The organism is Streptomyces sp. NPDC058674 (assembly GCF_042716505.1).
GTDB lineage: Bacteria > Actinomycetota > Actinomycetes > Streptomycetales > Streptomycetaceae > Streptomyces.
In genome coordinates this window covers 27960-44457 of record NZ_JBHXSC010000034.1, presented here as the reverse complement: position 1 = coordinate 44457, position 16498 = coordinate 27960, and the positions used below count along the sequence as shown (strand labels likewise).

At 72.9% G+C, this 16498-nt stretch carries 16 protein-coding genes and 1 tRNA gene; 11 read left to right on the top strand and 6 right to left on the bottom strand.

All coding sequences use genetic code 11. The features are described from left to right. The first annotated feature begins 2 nt into the window (after positions 1-2). From glp to ACFWU6_RS19025, 6 genes are all read left to right on the top strand, one after another. Positions 3-1343: a gephyrin-like molybdotransferase Glp gene (gene glp / locus ACFWU6_RS19050; protein ID WP_383801322.1), complete on the top strand. Its 1341-nt coding sequence runs from the start codon at positions 3-5 to the stop codon at positions 1341-1343. 75 nt (positions 1344-1418) lie between these two features. Continuing rightward, positions 1419-1898, top strand: coding sequence for a cyclic pyranopterin monophosphate synthase MoaC (moaC, locus tag ACFWU6_RS19045; RefSeq protein ID WP_383801319.1), 480 nt, complete (start codon positions 1419-1421; stop codon positions 1896-1898). A 47-nt stretch (positions 1899-1945) separates the two neighbouring features. Further along, positions 1946-2494, top strand: a complete 549-nt coding sequence (locus ACFWU6_RS19040) for a molybdenum cofactor biosynthesis protein B (RefSeq protein ID WP_383801417.1) — start codon at positions 1946-1948, stop codon at positions 2492-2494. Between the two features lie 17 nt (positions 2495-2511). After that, positions 2512-3156, top strand: coding sequence for a GNAT family N-acetyltransferase (locus ACFWU6_RS19035; protein ID WP_383982049.1), 645 nt, complete (start codon positions 2512-2514; stop codon positions 3154-3156). A 158-nt stretch (positions 3157-3314) separates the two neighbouring features. Further along, a complete protein-coding gene (locus tag ACFWU6_RS19030; RefSeq protein ID WP_383801313.1) occupies positions 3315-4343 on the top strand; it encodes a hypothetical protein in 1029 nt (342 codons plus the stop codon). A gap of 78 nt (positions 4344-4421) precedes the next feature. Continuing rightward, positions 4422-4495 (top strand) — tRNA-Ala (locus ACFWU6_RS19025). A 347-nt stretch (positions 4496-4842) separates the two neighbouring features. On the opposite strand, the gene ACFWU6_RS19020 is transcribed toward ACFWU6_RS19025, so the two are convergent. From ACFWU6_RS19020 to ACFWU6_RS19005, 4 genes are all read right to left on the bottom strand, one after another. After that, positions 4843-5154 (bottom strand): hypothetical protein, encoded by a 312-nt coding sequence (locus tag ACFWU6_RS19020; RefSeq protein WP_383982047.1) that lies wholly within the window; start codon positions 5152-5154, stop codon positions 4843-4845. Next, entirely contained in the window at positions 5151-6293 is a 1143-nt protein-coding gene (locus ACFWU6_RS19015) for a polymorphic toxin type 44 domain-containing protein (protein ID WP_383982045.1), read from the bottom strand. Before ACFWU6_RS19015 ends, ACFWU6_RS19020 begins: the two co-directional genes overlap by 4 nt. 34 nt (positions 6294-6327) lie before the next feature. Then, positions 6328-6648 carry a hypothetical protein gene (locus ACFWU6_RS19010; RefSeq protein ID WP_383982043.1) on the bottom strand — a complete coding sequence of 107 codons (321 nt, stop codon included), beginning with the start codon at positions 6646-6648 and terminating at the stop codon, positions 6328-6330. 500 nt (positions 6649-7148) lie between these two features. Next, the gene (locus ACFWU6_RS19005) at positions 7149-7646 is read right to left on the bottom strand and encodes a GNAT family N-acetyltransferase (protein ID WP_383801259.1); all 498 of its coding nucleotides are present in this window, start codon (positions 7644-7646) and stop codon (positions 7149-7151) included. 38 nt (positions 7647-7684) lie between these two features. Between ACFWU6_RS19005 and ACFWU6_RS19000 the strand changes: the two genes are divergently transcribed. Beyond that, positions 7685-8488, top strand: coding sequence for an exodeoxyribonuclease III (locus ACFWU6_RS19000; protein WP_383801256.1), 804 nt, complete (start codon positions 7685-7687; stop codon positions 8486-8488). Here the strand turns inward: ACFWU6_RS19000 and ACFWU6_RS18995 are convergent. Continuing rightward, positions 8470-9210 (bottom strand): MerR family transcriptional regulator, encoded by a 741-nt coding sequence (locus tag ACFWU6_RS18995; RefSeq protein ID WP_383982042.1) that lies wholly within the window; start codon positions 9208-9210, stop codon positions 8470-8472. The two genes, ACFWU6_RS19000 and ACFWU6_RS18995, sit on opposite strands and share 19 nt — an antisense overlap. A gap of 152 nt (positions 9211-9362) precedes the next feature. Here ACFWU6_RS18995 and ACFWU6_RS18990 point away from each other — a divergent pair, with 152 nt between their 5' ends. The 4 genes from ACFWU6_RS18990 (at position 9363) to ACFWU6_RS18975 (ending at position 13049) form a co-directional block, all read left to right on the top strand. Continuing rightward, positions 9363-10937 carry a flavin-containing monooxygenase gene (locus ACFWU6_RS18990; RefSeq protein WP_383982040.1) on the top strand — a complete coding sequence of 525 codons (1575 nt, stop codon included), beginning with the start codon at positions 9363-9365 and terminating at the stop codon, positions 10935-10937. Continuing rightward, positions 10934-11860, top strand: coding sequence for an alpha/beta fold hydrolase (locus ACFWU6_RS18985; protein ID WP_383801247.1), 927 nt, complete (start codon positions 10934-10936; stop codon positions 11858-11860). Before ACFWU6_RS18990 ends, ACFWU6_RS18985 begins: the two co-directional genes overlap by 4 nt. Beyond that, on the top strand, positions 11857-12738 hold the full coding sequence (locus ACFWU6_RS18980; protein ID WP_383982038.1) for an SDR family oxidoreductase: 882 nt from the start codon (positions 11857-11859) through the stop codon (positions 12736-12738). The genes ACFWU6_RS18985 and ACFWU6_RS18980 overlap by 4 nt, the downstream gene beginning before the upstream one ends. 86 nt (positions 12739-12824) lie before the next feature. Further along, positions 12825-13049 (top strand): hypothetical protein, encoded by a 225-nt coding sequence (locus ACFWU6_RS18975; RefSeq protein ID WP_383982036.1) that lies wholly within the window; start codon positions 12825-12827, stop codon positions 13047-13049. Positions 13050-13146: 97 nt separating this feature from the next. Here ACFWU6_RS18975 and ACFWU6_RS18970 read toward each other — a convergent pair whose 3' ends face one another. Continuing rightward, complete coding sequence (locus ACFWU6_RS18970) at positions 13147-16428, bottom strand: S41 family peptidase (RefSeq protein ID WP_383982035.1); 3282 nt, start codon at positions 16426-16428, stop codon at positions 13147-13149. Positions 16429-16498 lie beyond the last annotated feature (70 nt).

The window sequence follows — 16498 nt, the reverse complement described above, 5'->3', positions numbered from 1 at the left end:
CCTTGAGCAGTTCCGCACCGCACGACGCCGGCCACCCCCGTCTGTGGTCGGTGGACGAGCACCTCGCGGACGTCCTCGCCACCGTCCGGCCGCTGGAGCCCATCGAGCTCCAGCTGCTCGACGCCCAGGGCTGTGTCCTGGTCGAGGACGTCACCGTGCCCGTCGCCCTCCCGCCCTTCGACAACAGCTCCATGGACGGCTACGCCGTCCGCACGGCCGACGTCCAGGGTGCGAGCGAGGAGTTCCCCGCGGTGCTGACGGTCATCGGGGACGTCGCGGCGGGCAGCGGCGAGCTGCCCACCGTGGGCCCCGGCCAGGCCGCGCGCATCATGACCGGCGCCCCGCTGCCGCCCGGCGCGGAGGCCGTCGTACCGGTCGAGTGGACCGACGGCGGAACCGGCGGCGGCGCCGCCTCCGCCATGACCCCGGCCAGCTCCGACCCCGAGGGCGCGGCTGGCGAGGTGCGGGTGCACCGTGCCGCGCAGGCGCGGGCGCACGTCCGCGCCCGCGGCAGCGACGTACAGGCCGGCGACCTGGCCCTGGCGGCCGGCACCGTCCTGGGACCGCCGCAGATCGCGCTGCTGGCCGCCATCGGACGGGGCACCGTCCGGGTCCGGCCGCGCCCGCGCGTGGTCGTGCTGTCCACCGGCAGCGAGCTGGTCCAGCCCGGCGAGGCCCTCACCGCCGGCACGATCTACGACTCCAACAGCTTCGCGCTGGCCGCGGCCGCGCGGGACGCCGGAGCCATCGCCTACCGGGTGGGCGCCGTGGCGGACGACGCCGACACGCTGCGCTCCGCCATCGAGGACCAGCTGATCCGCGCCGACCTGCTGGTCACCACCGGCGGGGTCAGCGTCGGCGCCTACGACGTGGTCAAGGAGGCGCTGACCGCCGTGGCCGCCGGCGAGGACGGCGTCGACGGCGGCGGCATCGACTTCCGCAGGCTCGCCATGCAGCCCGGCAAGCCGCAGGGCTTCGGCACCGTCGGCCCGGACCACACCCCGCTGCTGGCACTGCCCGGCAACCCGGTCTCCTCCTACGTCTCCTTCGAGCTGTTCGTGCGCCCCGCGATCCGGGCCCTCATGGGCCTGCCCGAGTCCGAGACCAGCCGGCCGAGCGTGCGGGCCGAGCTCCGGTGCGACAAGGCGCTCGGCTCCCCGGCCGGGCGCCGCCAGTTCCTGCGCGGCACGTACGACGCCGAGAGCGGGACGGTCAGCCCGGTCGGCGGATCGGGCTCCCACCTGATCGCCGCACTGGCCCACGCCGACTCGCTGATCGTCGTACCGGAGGACGTCACCTCGGTGGAGCCCGGGGCAGAGCTGGAAGTGGTCCTGCTCGGCTGAAGTCCGCCCGGTGCGGGTAGCGTGTTGCATCACACAGGCCTCCCGGGGGCCCGGACGGAAGCGGCGCGCAGAGCTATGAGTACGCAGAGCAGGCTGACCCACATCGACGAGGCCGGCGCGGCCCGGATGGTCGACGTCTCGGAGAAGGACGTCACCACCCGGACGGCCCGGGCGAGCGGGCGGGTGCTCGTCTCGCCCCGGGTGGTCGAGCTGCTGCGCGGCGAGGGCGTCCCCAAGGGCGACGCCCTCGCCACCGCGCGGATCGCCGGGATCATGGGCGCGAAGAAGACCCCCGACCTGATCCCGCTCTGCCACCCGCTGGCGGTCTCCGGGGTGAAGGTCGAGCTCTCGGTCCGGGACGACGCCGTCGAGATCCTGGCAACCGTGAGGACAACCGACCGCACGGGCGTCGAGATGGAGGCGCTGACCGCCGTGGCGGTCGCCGGGCTGACCGTCATCGACATGGTCAAGGCCGTCGACAAGGGCGCCGTCATCACGGACGTCCGGGTGGAGGAGAAGACGGGCGGCAAGTCCGGCGACTGGACACGCTCGTGAACGCCCCGCGCGGCGGCGAGGTCCACAGCCACAGCCACCTGCACGCGGTGCCCGCGCCGGAACCCTCGGCCGAGCCCGGGGCGCTCCCGGCGCCACTGCGCGCCCTGGTGGTCACCGCCTCCAACCGGGCCTCGCAGGGCGTCTACGCCGACCGGGGCGGACCCCTGTTGGCCGAGGCGCTCGGGGAGCTCGGCTTCGCGGTCGACGGCCCCCGGGTCGTCCCGGACGGCGACCCCGTCGGCCAGGCGCTGCGCGAGGGCGTGGCCGCCGGGTACGACGTCATCCTCACCACCGGCGGCACCGGCATCTCGCCGACCGACCGCACCCCGGACGCCACCGCGCGCGTACTGGACTACGAGATCCCGGGCATCCCGCAGGCCATCCGCGCCGAAGGCCTGGCGAAGGTGCCCACCGCGGCCCTGTCCCGGGGCATCGCGGGCGTGGCCGGACACACCCTGATCGTCAACCTCCCGGGCTCCACGGGCGGGGTGAAGGACGGTCTCGCGGTCCTCTCCCGCCTGCTGCTGCACGCCGTGGACCAGATCCGCGGCGGCGACCACCCCGGACCGGCGGGACCCTCCGGGAGCACGAGCTGAACGGCGCCACCTGGCCGGTGGTCCTCGCGGACGGCGACGTCACGCTCCGGCCGATACGGCTGCGCGACCAGAAGGCCTGGCGCGAGGTCAACCGCCGCAACCGGGACTGGCTCCGCCCGTGGGAGGCGACGATCCCGCCGCCCGCGCCGTGGGGGCCGGTGGTCCAGCGTCCGACGTACCGCCAGATGGTGCGCCACCTGCGCGCGGAGGCGAACGCCGGCCGGATGCTGCCCTTCGTCATCGAGTACCAGGGCCGGCTGGTCGGCCAGCTGACCGTCGCCGGGATCACCTGGGGATCGATGTGCGCGGGCCACGTCGGCTACTGGGTGGACCGCGAGGTGGCGGGCCGCGGGGTGATGCCCACGGCCGTCGCGCTCGCCGTGGACCACTGCTTCGGCCGGGTCGGGCTGCACCGGATCGAGGTGTGCATCCGCCCGGAGAACCTGCCGAGCCGCAGGGTCGTGGAGAAGCTCGGGCTGCGCGAGGAGGGGCTGCGCCCGCGCTACCTGCACATCGACGGGGCCTGGCGCGACCACCTCGTCTACGCGGTCACGGTGGAGGAGGTCCCGGACGGCCTGCTGCGCCGCTGGCACCGGGCCCGGCACTCGCAGAGCCCGTCGAGCCCGCACAGCCCGTGGAGTCCGCCGGGTCCGCCGAAATAGCTAACCGAATATCCGTTCGAATTAAAGGCCCGTGGAACCGATTCGCCCATAACCTGATCCGAAGAATCACAAAAAAAGTCCGTGATATCAGCGAGATCGTGCGACACACCGGCCCAATTGGCCGATCCCGTCGGCCGCACCCCTCTACGGTGTGAGGTGTGAGCAGCAGCGGCCTCATCTACGCAGTCATTGTCGGGGCCTGGGCCGCCTACTTGGTGCCCATGTGGCTCCGGAGGCAGGACGAGCTGAACGAAGCCCGTCCGACGGAACGCTTCTCCACTGCCATTCGGCTGCTTTCCGGCCGGGCGGGAATGGAGCGCCGTTACGCCAAGGGGCTGCGTGAGCGAGGTGACGAGGAGGCGGGCCCCCAGCCCCACGCGGACCCGGACGCCGCGACGGAAACGGTTGACTCCGTGGACGCCGACGCCCGGGCCTTCACCGTGCCCCCGACCAGGTCGGAGCCGAGACCGGCAGCGGCCCAGCGCGAGCAGCGCGCGGAGCGCGCCCGGCGCGAGCAGCGGCTCCAGGTCCTCGCCCGGCGCCGGCGCACCACCGCGCTCCTCTTCCTGGTCTTCACCGTCGGCGCGATCGTCGCGGCCGTCGGGGGCCTGCGGCTGCTGTGGGCCCCGGCGGTGCCGGCCCTCCTGCTGAGCGCGTACATCGTGCACCTGCGGGTCCAGGAGCGACGGCGCTACGAGTTCACCATGGACCGGCGGCGCGCCGAGGCGGCCGCGCGGCACCTGCGCGAGAACCGCCCCCGCCGCCGCGAGCCGGAGGCGGCCGCGGGCGGCGAACCGGACCCCGCTCCACCCGTCTCCCCGCAGGAGGCCGGCCGCAGGGCGCTCGTCGAGCAGACCGACCACGCGGAGTGGGTGGACCAGCAGCGCGAGCGCGAGCGCGGCCCCGCCCGCGGTGACAGCTGGGAGCCGGTCCCGGTCCCGCTGCCGACGTACGTGACGGCCCCGGTCGCCCCCCGGGCCACCGGCCCCGCGGCCCCGGACGCGTGGAGCTCGACCCGCTCCAGCACCGCCGAACCGACGGAGCCGCGCCTGCGCGCCCAGCCCGCGGCCCCCGCCGCGGAGGCGGCCCCCCCGTCGCCCCCGCGCCCCCGCGGCCGGGACCGCGGCCGTACGCCGCTCTTCGACCAGTACGAGAGCGACGAGCGCCCGCGGGCCGCGAACGAGTGATCGGTGACCTGCGCGGACGCTCCCGAAAACCGGTTTTGGAGCACCCGCGCGGGGATGCTAATGTTTCACACGTCGCAAGGGCCTGTGGCGCAGTCTGGTAGCGCACCTCGTTCGCATCGAGGGGGTCTGGGGTTCAAATCCCCACAGGTCCACAACCGACAGTTCGCGAGTAGCTCTCGGGAACGTCATGAGATCCCGTCCGGTCGAAAGACCGGGCGGGATCTCGGCGTTTCGTGATGCACGGCACCCTGGAGCCCGGCCGGTCCAGAGTCTGCTCCAGACGCTCTCGCCCTCTACTGAGGGCCGCTACAAGAGCCAGCGCGGCAGCAGCCGGGGGAGCTCCCTGCCGATGGTCCGCTGGGTGAGGTACTCGGCAGCAGACTCCTGACACACATCGCTGAGGGCGGCTGCTCGGTCGGCCAGCGAGACGGCCGCCGACGGCCCCGAAGCTCCTTAGCTGCGGCCGCGCTCGGTACATCACTGCGTCCGGGCGGTCTTGTCAGCATCGGTAGCCGTTGGGGACCTGGAGGAGAGCAACGAAGATCCATACCATGACCGCGGCGCCGGCCATGCCGCCTAGGAGGGCCACCGTCAGGTTCCACCGTCCTACGTACCCGATGAGCACCCCCCACCACGCCGTCGCCATGATCGCGAGCAGGGCTCCGTAGAAGATCAACGCGAGCCCGTTGGCCGCGCCGTTCACCCCAACGTCGCACGCCCGCCAGGCGGCTGCCAGCAGTACCGACCCGAGCACACCGGTGGCCAGACCGGCCACGGGGGCGACCGCACAGCCCCACTGCCCCCGCGTCACTTCCGGCTCCTGACCTGCGGGACGTTCTGGCCATTGCGCTGTGCTTGCTCCATCTGGTCCATCGCCTCGTTGATTCCTTGCCGGAGCTGTTCCTCGGCCAGGTTGTCGCCGTACTTGTCGTAGAGGTCGATCCCGATGCGCATCGTGATCTGATCGCCTTGGTCGTCGTCCCCGGTGAGCAGCGTTTCTCCAAGGGAGGCGCCCTTGATCAAGGTGTCCGCGTCGAAGCCGGCTGCCCGGCCGACATATCCGTAGTGGACGTTGGAATAGAGGTCGTAGAAGACTTCGCGGTTCGTTCCGGGCTGCTTGAAGTAGTAGTCGTCACGAGTTTGGAGGTCGTACCGCTCCTGGAGCTGCGGCTTGTGGTCCCAGTCCTGGCCCGGGGCCACCTTCACGCCCCACATCGCCAGCGCCGCGCTGACGTCGGAACCGTAGTTGCGCCCGGATTCGTACCACTCGGGTTCGTCCAGCAGGGACCGTATCTGCCCGACCGTGTCCGACTTCGCGTTCCGCTTCATCTCCTCGAAGATCCACTTCTCGGCGTCGGTGAACTTCTGCTCGCTCCGCGCCGACCCCGTCGGCGGGATGACGGGGTCGGCCGAGGCGTTGAACCCCCCGATGGTGCCGTCGAGGACGCTCCCGTCCACGACCACGGCTTCGAGCGCCTGCTTGACAGCCTTGTCGAACTCGTCCACGGCCCGCACTGCCGCGGCGATGTGAGCGGTCCAGGACTCCTCCACGCTCTTCAGGTCCGGGTCGCGCCGCAGAGTCCGCGCCTGCGCCGGGTCCTGGACCCGCGTGAAGTCGAAGGTCGCACGTCCCGCTGCCGAGACCGCCATGCCCGCGGCCACCGCGTCGTCCCGCGCCGATTCGACCTTCTTTTTCAGGTCTGTGAAACCGGTGTGCGCGTCCGTCAGAAGCTTGGCAACCGCCTTCGCCTCGGTCTGCGCGGACTTGTACTCGCGCCGGGTCGTCGCGAACTTCGTGTGCGCCGCTTCCACGCTGAACCCGAGCCAGTTCTGGCCCAGGGTGATCTTCTGGACCGTCTCCCCGTAACGCTCTTCTACCTTCGACAGATCAGCGGCCATGGATTGCCACTTCTCGGCAGCCGTCGTCAGGACGCCGAGATCGGTCGTCATGACTTCCTGGTATGTCAGCACGCGTCCGATCCCCCTACAGTCCGTCGAGCTTGGATTTCGGGCCCAGTGCGCGGAGTTGGTCACCGGTGTGCACATCGTTCTGCACGAACAGGCCCGAGGCTCCGCGCAGGGACGTTTTTTCGGTGCTCAGGCGCCCCATGAGCAAGTTCACCTGCTGGTCCCAGGTCTCCGTCACCTTCTTCAGGCCGGAGGCCGTCTCCCAGCCATCAAGGGTCCTTGCCGCCGCGCTCGTGTTCTCCTTCGCGCGGTCCGCGGCCTTCTTGGTGTTGGGCTCCAGCTCGGACTCGATGGCGTTCGCCGCCGCCTTTTTCTCCGCCGGCGTCGAGCCGAACACGCTCCCGCCTCCCGGAGCCAAGGGACCAACCTGTACACCATCCACGCCGTTCAGCCTGGCTCCCGTGCTGTTCGCGTCTCCTGGCATGCCCATCCTCCCCTGTTCCCCGCGTTTGGATCATAGGAGGCCCCAGCCCCGCAGTCAGAGGTACGGTCAAGGGTGTCCGCACAGCAGCCGTCGGGCGCCCAGCGCCCTCGGCGTTGGTCTTGTGGTAGTCCCGGGCGCCGACACGCAGGCTCTCGGCGGATGGGGGCCAGTCAGCCCGCGACGGTACCGACTTGCTCCTCCCCTTGCTTGTGCGCCGCCTCGCCCGCAGCCTTGTTGAGGACCGTCGGCTCCATCTTGAGCGGTTTTGCGAGCCGGCGGAATCGGCGCCAGCGGATCACGGTAACTGTGCACCGGGGCCTTGGTGATCCCGCGCGCCCAATCGGATGCGCGAGAATGGGATCATCGGGCGCCGGCGGCGTGCGCCGGTCTCGCCGGGCGCCCGGGGTGGGGGGTCAGGGGGTCAGGGGCTTGGTCATGCAGCGGCTGGAGTCGTGGAAGCGGTAGTGGCCGAACTTGGCCGACGGGGTGTAGCCCTCCGAGAGGTAGAGGGCTATCGCCTCCGGCTGCTGGTCGCCCGTCTCCAGGGCCATCCGGACGCGGCCCGCCGCGCGGGCGTCGGCCTCCAGGGCCGCCAGGATGCGGCGGGCCAGGCCCAGGCCGCGGGAGGCGGGGACGACGTACATGCGCTTGAGCTCGGCGTCGCCGTCCTCGTAGCCGTCCTCGTTCTTGTCCTGGCTGCGCCAGCCGCCGCTCGCCACCGGGGTGCCCGAGGCGTCGTAGGCGATGAGGTAGAGGCCCCGGGGCGGGGCGAACATCGCCGGATCGAGGTACGTGACGTCGCCCTCACCCTCGTACCGCTCCTGGTATTCGAGCTGGACGCGGTCGTTGAGTTCGACCGCGTCAGGGTGGTCGTAGGGCACGGCGCGGAGCTGGATCATCCCGTGAGACATTCGAATATCGTACGGAACCCTTTCGCTAGGGTGCAGGGATGCTCACTGTGACCTCCGTGAATGTGAATGGGATCCGCGCCGCCGCGAAGAAGGGCTTCGTGGAGTGGCTCGCCGGTTCCGACGCCGACGTCGTGTGCCTCCAGGAGGTGCGGGCCGAGGAGGGGCAGATCCCGGTCGAGGCCGGGAGGCCCGAGGGCTGGCACACCGTCCTGGCCCCCGCCGCGGCCAAGGGGCGTGCCGGGGTCGCGATATACAGCCGCCGCGAGCCGGAGCGGGTCCGGGTCGGATTCGGCAGCGCGGAGTTCGACACCGCCGGGCGGTACGTCGAGGCGGACTTCCCGGGCGTGACCGTCGCCAGCCTCTACCTGCCCTCCGGCGAGGCCGGGACGGGGAAGCAGGACGAGAAGTACCGCTTCATGGACGAGTTCCTCACCTATCTCCGGGAACTGCGGGTGCGGGCCGCCGCCGACGGGCGCGAGGTCGTGGTCTGCGGGGACTGGAACATCTGCCACCGCGAGGCCGACCTCAAGAACTGGAAGACCAACCGCAGGAACGCGGGCTTCCTGCCCGAGGAGCGGGAGTGGCTCGGGAAGGTCTACGCGGACGCCGGCTACGTGGACGTCGTCCGGGAGCTGCATCCGGACACCGAGGGGCCGTACTCCTGGTGGTCCTACCGCGGCCGGGCCTTCGACAACGACGCCGGCTGGCGCATCGACCTCCAGGTGGCGACGGCGGGGCTGGCCGCGAGGGCCGTGAAGGCCTTCGTCGAGCGCGCCGAGACGCATCCCCAGCGGTGGTCCGACCACGCTCCCGTGACCGTGGTCTACGAGCTCGGGGTCTGATCGGGATCGGGGTCGGGGGTCCGGTCCGGATGGGGCGCCGGCGCCGTCGTCGACGCCAGGAGGCGGTCCATGGCCATCGTCAGCTCCGCCTCCACGACGCTCTTGGCCAGCGGGCGCAGCCGCGGCAGGGCGTCCTGTGCGACGTGGGCCGAGATCAGCTCGGTGAACAGCGCGGCCAGCGCGTCCGCGTGCTCGCGGACGCGGCGGCCCGTCTCCAGGACGGCCGAGAGCGGGACGCCCTCGCGGACCAGTGCCGAGGAGACGTCGAGGAGCCGGCGGCTGACGTGCACGATCTCCTCGCCGTCGGTGGCGAGGTAGCCGAGGTCGAGCGAGGCCGCCAGGTTCTCGGGGGTGACCTCGCCCTCGAAGTAGTCGGCGAGGGCCTCGGGTGTCAGGCGCACGGGGGTCTCCTCGGACCAGCCGATCCCGAGCAGTTCGCCGAGCTGGCCGACGTCGCGGCCGCTCTCGAAGGCGGCCGTCAGCTCGGCGATGCCGCCGAGGGTGTGGCCGCGCTCCAGCAGGGCGGCGATGGTGCGCAGCCGGGCCAGGTGGTCCTCGTCGTACCAGGCGATGCGGCCCACGCGGCGCGGGGGCGGAAGCAGTCTGCGCTCACGGTAGAAGCGCAGGGTGCGGACCGGTATCCCGGCCGCGTCGGCCAGCTCCTCCGTCCGGTACTCGCGCACAGTCTTCGCTTCCGTCTCGTCCGTCTCGTCCTTCGCCACGGGCGCAGCCTATGGCGTACCCGCGGTAACTTTCCGGGCGCGACCCCTACCCATGAGTACGGCCCTGCTCTACTCTCCCGATTGTGCCAGTGATTGCTGGCAGTGTTGCGATGGTCGGGCAAGGCACTGCGGATGAAGCGGAGGCAGCGGGCATGGGCGAGCGCGAGCACGGGCGGCGCGAACACGTACGGGTGGCGGTGATCGGTTCCGGATTCGGCGGCCTCGGCGCCGCCGTCCGGCTGCGGCGCGAGGGGATCACCGACTTCGTCGTCCTGGAGCGGGCCGCCTCGGTCGGCGGGACCTGGCGGGACAACAGCTATCCGGGATGCGCGTGCGACGTCCCCTCGCACCTGTACTCCTTCTCCTTCGCGCCCAACCCGGACTGGCCCCGCACCTTCTCCGGGCAGCCCGCGATCAGGGAGTACCTGGAGCACGTCGCCGACACCTTCGGACTGCGCGGGCACATCCGGCTCGACTCCGAGGTGCGGATGATGCGCTGGGACGCCGACGCGCTGCACTGGGAGATCGAGACCGCCGCCGGAGAGCTGACCGCCGACGTGGTGGTCTCGGCGACCGGGCCGCTGTCCGACCCGAAGATGCCGCAGGTGCCGGGGCTCGCGGATTTCCCCGGCAAGGTCTTCCACTCCGCGCGCTGGGACCACGACTACGACCTCTCCGGCAAGCGCGTCGCCATGATCGGCACCGGCGCCTCCGCGATCCAGATCGTGCCGGCCATCGCCCCCGACGTGCAGCGGCTGACCCTCTTCCAGCGGACCCCGCCCTGGGTCATGCCCCGTACCGACCGGGCGATCTCCGCCGTGGAGCGCTGGCTCCACCGGCAGCTGCCCTTCACCCGGGCGGCGCGGCGCGGACTGCTGTGGGGAATCCGGGAGCTCCAGGTCGGCGCCTTCACCAAGCGGCCCCACCAGCTCGGACTCGTCGAGGCACTGGCCAAGGCCAACATGGCGCGCTCGATCAAGGACCCGGGGCTGCGGGCCAAGCTGACGCCCTCGTACCGGATCGGCTGCAAGCGCATCCTGCTCTCCAGCGCGTACTACCCGGCGCTGGCACGGCCCAATGTCGACCTGGTCGCCTCCGGGCTCAAGGAGGTCCGGGGCTCGGTCCTCGTCGCCGCCGACGGCACGGAGACGGAGGTCGACGCGATCGTCTTCGGCACCGGATTCCACGTCACGGACATGCCGATCGCCGACCGGGTGGTCGGCGCGGAGGGCAAGACGCTCGCGGAGGAGTGGAAGGACGGGATGCAGTCGCTGCGCGGCGCGACCGCCGCGGGCTTCCCGAACTGGATGACGATCATCGGACCCAACACCGGCCTCGGCAACAGCTCGATGATCCTGATGATCGAGTCGCAGCTGACCTACATGGCGGACTACCTGCGCCAGCTGGCCCTCCTCGACGGAAGCGGCCCGGGCGGGAAGGCCGCGCTGGGGGCCCGGCGCTCCGCCGTGAACAGGTGGAACCGGCACGTGCAGGCCCGGATGGAGCGGACGGTGTGGAACACCGGCGGCTGCACCAGCTGGTACCTGGACGCGCAGGGGCGCAACACCACCGTCTGGCCCGGCACGACCGGGGAGTTCCGCAAGGAGACCCGGACCGTGGACCTCGCCGAGTACGAGGTGATCCGCGTGCGGGAGCCGCTGCCGGCGCCGGCGGCCGTCGCCGTCGGCGTCCCGGTGCGGGCTTCCGCCGAGGAGGGGGCCGCGTGAGCCGCCTGACGCACGTCACGACCGGGCGCTTCGCGCCGCCCGTCGCGCGGCGCGAGCTCGCCGCCACCTCCGCCGACGGGGCCCGGCTCCACGTCGAGGTGCACGGCGAGGACGGAGCGCCGGCCGTGGTGCTGGCGCACGGCTGGACCTGCTCCACCGCCTTCTGGGCCGCGCAGATACGCGAGCTGGCGGCGGACCACCGGGTCATCGCCTACGACCAGCGGGGGCACGGGCGCAGCCCCGCCTCCCGCGCCTGCAGCACCACCGCCCTCGCCGACGACCTGGTGGCCGTGCTGGAGGCGGCGCTGGCCCCCGGCGAGCGGGCGGTCGTCGCCGGGCACTCCATGGGCGGGATGACCATCATGGCGGCCGCCGCCCGGCCGGAGTTCGCCGGGCACGCAGCGGCCGTCCTGCTGTGCAGCACCGGCAGCGGGCGGCTCGTCGAGGAGGCGCGGGTGCTGCCGTTCGGCGCCGGGCGCGCGCGGACCCGTATCACCGGCGCGGTGCTCGGCTCCCGCGCTCCCCTCGGGCCGGTCACGCCCGTCGCCCGCGCGATCCTCAAGTACGCCACCATGGGCCCCGGTTCCGCGCCCGACAGGGTCGAGGCGTGCGCCCGCATCGTGCACGCCTGTCCCACCGGGGCGCGTCACGCCTGGTCCCAGGTGCTGGCCGGGCTCGACCTCGACGCCGACGTGGCCCGCCTGACCGTGCCGACCGCGGTCATCGGCGGCACGGCCGACCGGCTCACCCCGGTGGAGCACGCCCGCCGGCTCGCCGCCGCCCTGCCGAACTGCGTCGGGCTCACCGAGCTCACCGGCATGGGGCACATGACCCCGATCGAGGCCCCCGAGGCCGTCACCGGCGCGCTGCGCGAACTGGCGGCCCGCCACCTCCCCGCCCCGCAGAAGGAGAAGACCCCGTGAGCCGCAGGAGTCTGGAAGGCCAGGTCGCCGTCGTCACCGGCGCCGCCCGCGGAGTGGGCGAGCTGCTCGCCCGCAAGCTCTCGGCGCGCGGCGCGAAGGTCGCGCTCGTCGGCCTGGAGCCGGAGGCCCTCAAGGAGGTCTCCGAGCGGCTGCACACCGAGAGCGCCCACTGGTACGCGGACGTCACCGACCACGAGGCGATGGCCCGGGTCGCGCAGGAGGTGAAGGAGCGCTTCGGCAAGGTCGACATCGTCGTCGCCAACGCCGGCGTGGCCTCCGGCGGCCCGTTCGTCGACTCCGACCCCGACGCCTGGCGCCGGGTGATCGAGGTCAACCTCATCGGCGGGGCCGTCACCGGCCGGGCCTTCCTCCCCGTCCTGATGGAGAGCCGGGGCTACTTCCTGCAGATCGCCTCGCTCGCCGCGATCACCCCGGCGCCGATGATGACGGCCTACTGCGCCTCCAAGTCGGGCGTCGAGGCCTTCGCCCACTGCCTGCGCGCCGAGGTCGGCTACAAGGGCGTCAGGGTGGGCGTCGGCTACCTGTCCTGGACCGACACCGACATGGTGCGCGGCGCCGACCGGGACGACGTGATGCGGGAGCTGCGCCAGCGGCTGCCGTGGCCCTCGAACCGCACGTACCCGCTGGGTCCGGCCGTCGACCGGATCGTGGCGGGCATCGAGCGCCGCTCGGCGCACGTGTACGCCCAGTGGTGGCTGCGCGGGATGCAGGGGATTCGCGGGTACCTGCCAGGGATCATCGGCGCCGTCGGGCAGCGGGAGATGAAGCGCTTCGAGCCCCGTCTGGCCTCCGTGTCCAAGGGGCTCGTGGGCGCGGGCGGGGCCGCGGACGAGCAGGAACGGGCCGCGCGCTCCTGAGGGTCAACTGTCGGATATGCGAGGTTCGCCCGGTCGTGCCAGGCTGGTCGCACCCGAGCCACCCGACACCCTCCAGGAGGCACACCATGGGCCTGAGAGACCAGTTCCACGAGAAGGCGAGGCAGCTGGCCGAGCGGGCCGGAGCCGAAGCCCGCGAGGCGCGCGACGACTCCCCGGAGGGTTCCGCGCGCCGTGCGCCGGACGCCCCGGGCACGCCGGACGCCCCGAACGCCCGGGCCACGCCCGGCAGGCCGGAGCGCGCCGCGCGGCGGCGGCCCGCCCAGGTCTTCGACGACCCGATCGACGCGTAGGGGCACGCACCAGGAGCGGAAGGGGCGCGGCCGGCGGGCCGCGCCCCTTCCGCCGGGCGGGGCGCGCCCCTGCCCCCGCGCCCGGCGGAGCGGTCCGCTACGGCCTCGGCGGCAGCTTCGGCCGCCGCAGGTCCGGTACGCCGGTGTAGCCGGGCGGCACCGCCGCCGGGTCCTGTTCCAGCAGCTCCAGCGCCAGGTGCACGGCGTCGTCGAGCTGGGCGTGCCGCCCCTCCGCCCAGTCGAGCGGGGTCCGCAGGATCGCCAGGTCCGGCTCCACGCCGTGGTTCTCGACCGACCACCCGTACTCCGGGAACCACGCCGCGTTCATCGGCACCGTGATGACCGTGCCGTCGCCGAGGGTGTGCCGGCCGGTCATCCCGACGACCCCGCCCCAGGTGCGCTGCCCGACCACGGGGCCCAGCCCCAGCAGCTTGATGGCCGCGGTGATCATGTCCCCGTCGGAGGCGGTCGCCTCGTCGGCCAGGGCCACGATCGGGCCGCGGGGGGCGTTGGAGGCGTAGCTGACCGGCTGGGCGTTGCGCGTCAGGTCCCAGCCGAGGATCGAGCGGGTCAGCTTCTCCACCACCAGCTCGCTGATGTGGCCGCCGGCGTTGCCGCGCACGTCCACGATCAGCGCCGGACGGGACACCTCCACCCGCAGGTCGCGGTTGAACTGCGCCCAACCCGAGCCGCCCATGTCCGGGATGTGGAGGTAGCCGCACCGGCCGCCGCTGATCTCCCGGACCACTGCGCGCCGTTTGGACACCCAGTCCTGGTAGCGCAGCGGCCGCTCGTCGACGAGGGGGACGATCGCGACCCGGCGGGCCCGGCCCCCGCCCTCCGCGGGTCGGAAGGTCAGCTCCACGGTGGTGCCCCCGGCCGCGCTGAGCAGCGGGTACGGGCCGGTCACCGGGTCCACGGGGCGGCCGTCCACATGGGTGAGGACCGCGCCCTCCCGGATGCCGGTGCCCGCCAGCGGGGAGCGGGCCTTGGAGTCGGAGGACTCGCCGGGCAGGATGCGGGCGACCACCCAGGCGCCGTCCCGGCAGACCAGGTTGGCGCCGAGCAGCCCGATCGCCCGCTGGTAGTGCGGGGGGCCCTCGTTGCGGCGTGCGGGGGAGACGTAGGCGTGCGAGGTGCCCAGCTCGCCGAGGACCTCGCGCAACAGGTCGGCGAACTCGTCGGGGGAGGCGACGCGTTCGACCAGGGAGCGGTACTGGCGCAGCACCCCGTCCCAGTCGATGCCGCACATGTCCGGCTCCCAGAAGTAGGCGCGGATGATCCGCCCGGCCTCCTCGAAGGCCTGGCGCCACTCCGCCGCCGGGTCGACCTCGTGCAGGATGCGCCGCAGGTCCAGGTAGACGGTCGAGTCGCTGTCGCCCGACTCGGTCGACGGAACCGCCCGCAGGTCGCCGTCGTCGTTGACCACCAGCCGCGTGCCGTCCCCGCTGACCGCGAACCAGTCCAGTCCGGAGGCCAGTTCGGTCTTGCGGGCCTTGGTCATGTCGAAGTGCTCCAGCGTCGGCTTGCCGCTGGTGTCCGCCGGATTGGCGAAGGTCTCGCCGAGCGCGCCGGAGATGGGCCAGCGCAGCCAGACCAGCCCGCCGCCGCTCACCGGGTGGAGGGCCGAGTACTTGGACGCCGACACCGGGAAGGGGGTCACCCGGCTCTCCAGCCCCTCCACCTCGACGGTCACCGCACCGTCGCCCGCCTCGGAGTCCCCCTCGACCGGGTCGAGGCCGCCGGCCGCCGGCCGGCCGTCGGGCGAGAAGGCGAACGGCGAGGGCGTCGCGGAGGACAGCGGCACCAGGTAGGGGCGGCAGCCCAGCGGGAAGGACAGGTCCCCGGTGTGCACGTCGTAGACCGGGTCGAAGCCGCGCCACGACAGGAAGGCGAGGTAGCGGCCGTCCCGGGTGAAGACCGGGCTCTCGTCCTCGAAGCGGCCGTTGGTGACGTCGATGACCGTGTGGGCGCCGGGGCCGGCGATCCGGGCCATCTTGATCTGCCGCAGCGAACGGCCGATGCCCGGGTGCGACCAGGTCAGCCAGCAGCCGTCGGGGGAGAAGGACAGGTCGGTCACGGGCCCGTTGACGGACCGGATGAGTTCGGTGACCTCGCCGTCCGACTCCTCCGCCGCGTCGATCAGGAGCAGGCGCCCGTCGTTGGAGGCGATCGCGAGGCGCTCCCCGTCCGGATCGGACAGCAGCTCCAGTACGCGTCCCAGCCGGCCCGAGGCCAGCCGGCGCGGCTCCCGCTCACCGGAGGCGCGGGGCAGGTAGGCGATCTCGACCGCGTCCTCGCCCTCGGCGTCGGTGACGTACGCGACCTGCCCGCCGCCGCCGAGCATCTCCGGCAGCCGCACCCGCACGCCCGGGGTGTCGGCGATGGTCCGGGCCGGCCCGTCGCGGTGGGTCAGCCAGTACAGGCTGCCGCGCACCACGACCGCGCTGGCCCGTCCGGTGGTGTCCACGGAGAGCGAGTCGACGTGGCTGGCGGCCGGCACCTGGTAGCTCCGCCGCCCCGCGCGGGGTCCCCCCAGCCGGACCTCCAGCCGGCGGGGGACGGCGTCCTCGGCCAGCGAGTCCACCAGCCAGATGTCCCCGGCGCACTGGTAGACGACCCGGGAGCCGTCGCTGGAGGCGTGCCGGGCGTAGAACGCGTCGTGGTCGGTGTGGCGGCGCAGACCGGTGCCGTCGGGCAGGCAGGAGTAGAGGTTGCCGACGCCCTCGTGGTCGGAGAGGAAGGCGATCCGGCCGTCCACGAACATCGGGGAGTCGAGGTGGCCCTCGATGCCCTCCAGCAGCCGTTCGCCGTGCAGCCAGAGCCGGCCGGTGGCGCCGCCGCGGTAGCGCTTCCAGGCGGCCGGCTCGTGCGGGGGCTTGCCGGTGAGCAGCAGGGTGCGCCGCTCGCCCTCCGGGCCCTCGTGCATCTGGAGGTCGGAGACCGGCCCCCAGGGCAGCCGGCCGCCGGGGCTGCCGTCGGTGGGGACGCTGTAGGCCCAGGCGAAGTAGGAGAAGGGCTGGCCGTGCGAGGACACGGCCAGGATGTCGCTGCGGCCGTCCTCGTCGGGCGGGGTCCAGCCGCACACGCGGGTGTCGGTGGCGCCCCAGTGGCTGAGGCGGCGGGCCGGGCCGCCGTCCACGGGGGCGACGTGGATCTCGGGGTCGAGGCTGCGCCAGGTGGTGAAGGCGATCTGGCTGCCGTCGGGGGAGAAGCGGGGGTGGCTGACCCGGGTCCGGTCGACCGTCACCCGCCAGGCCCGTCCGGGCACCTGTCCGCCGGGTACGAGGGGGGCGACCCAGAGGTCGTCCTCGGTGGCGAAGCACAGCAGGTCTTCGTGCAGGTGCGGGAAGCGGAGGTACGCGACGTCGTGACTCACCCCCCAATGCTTTCCGCGGCAGGGGGGCCCGGCAACTCGTACAGGTGATCCACGCCACACCCCGAAGCGA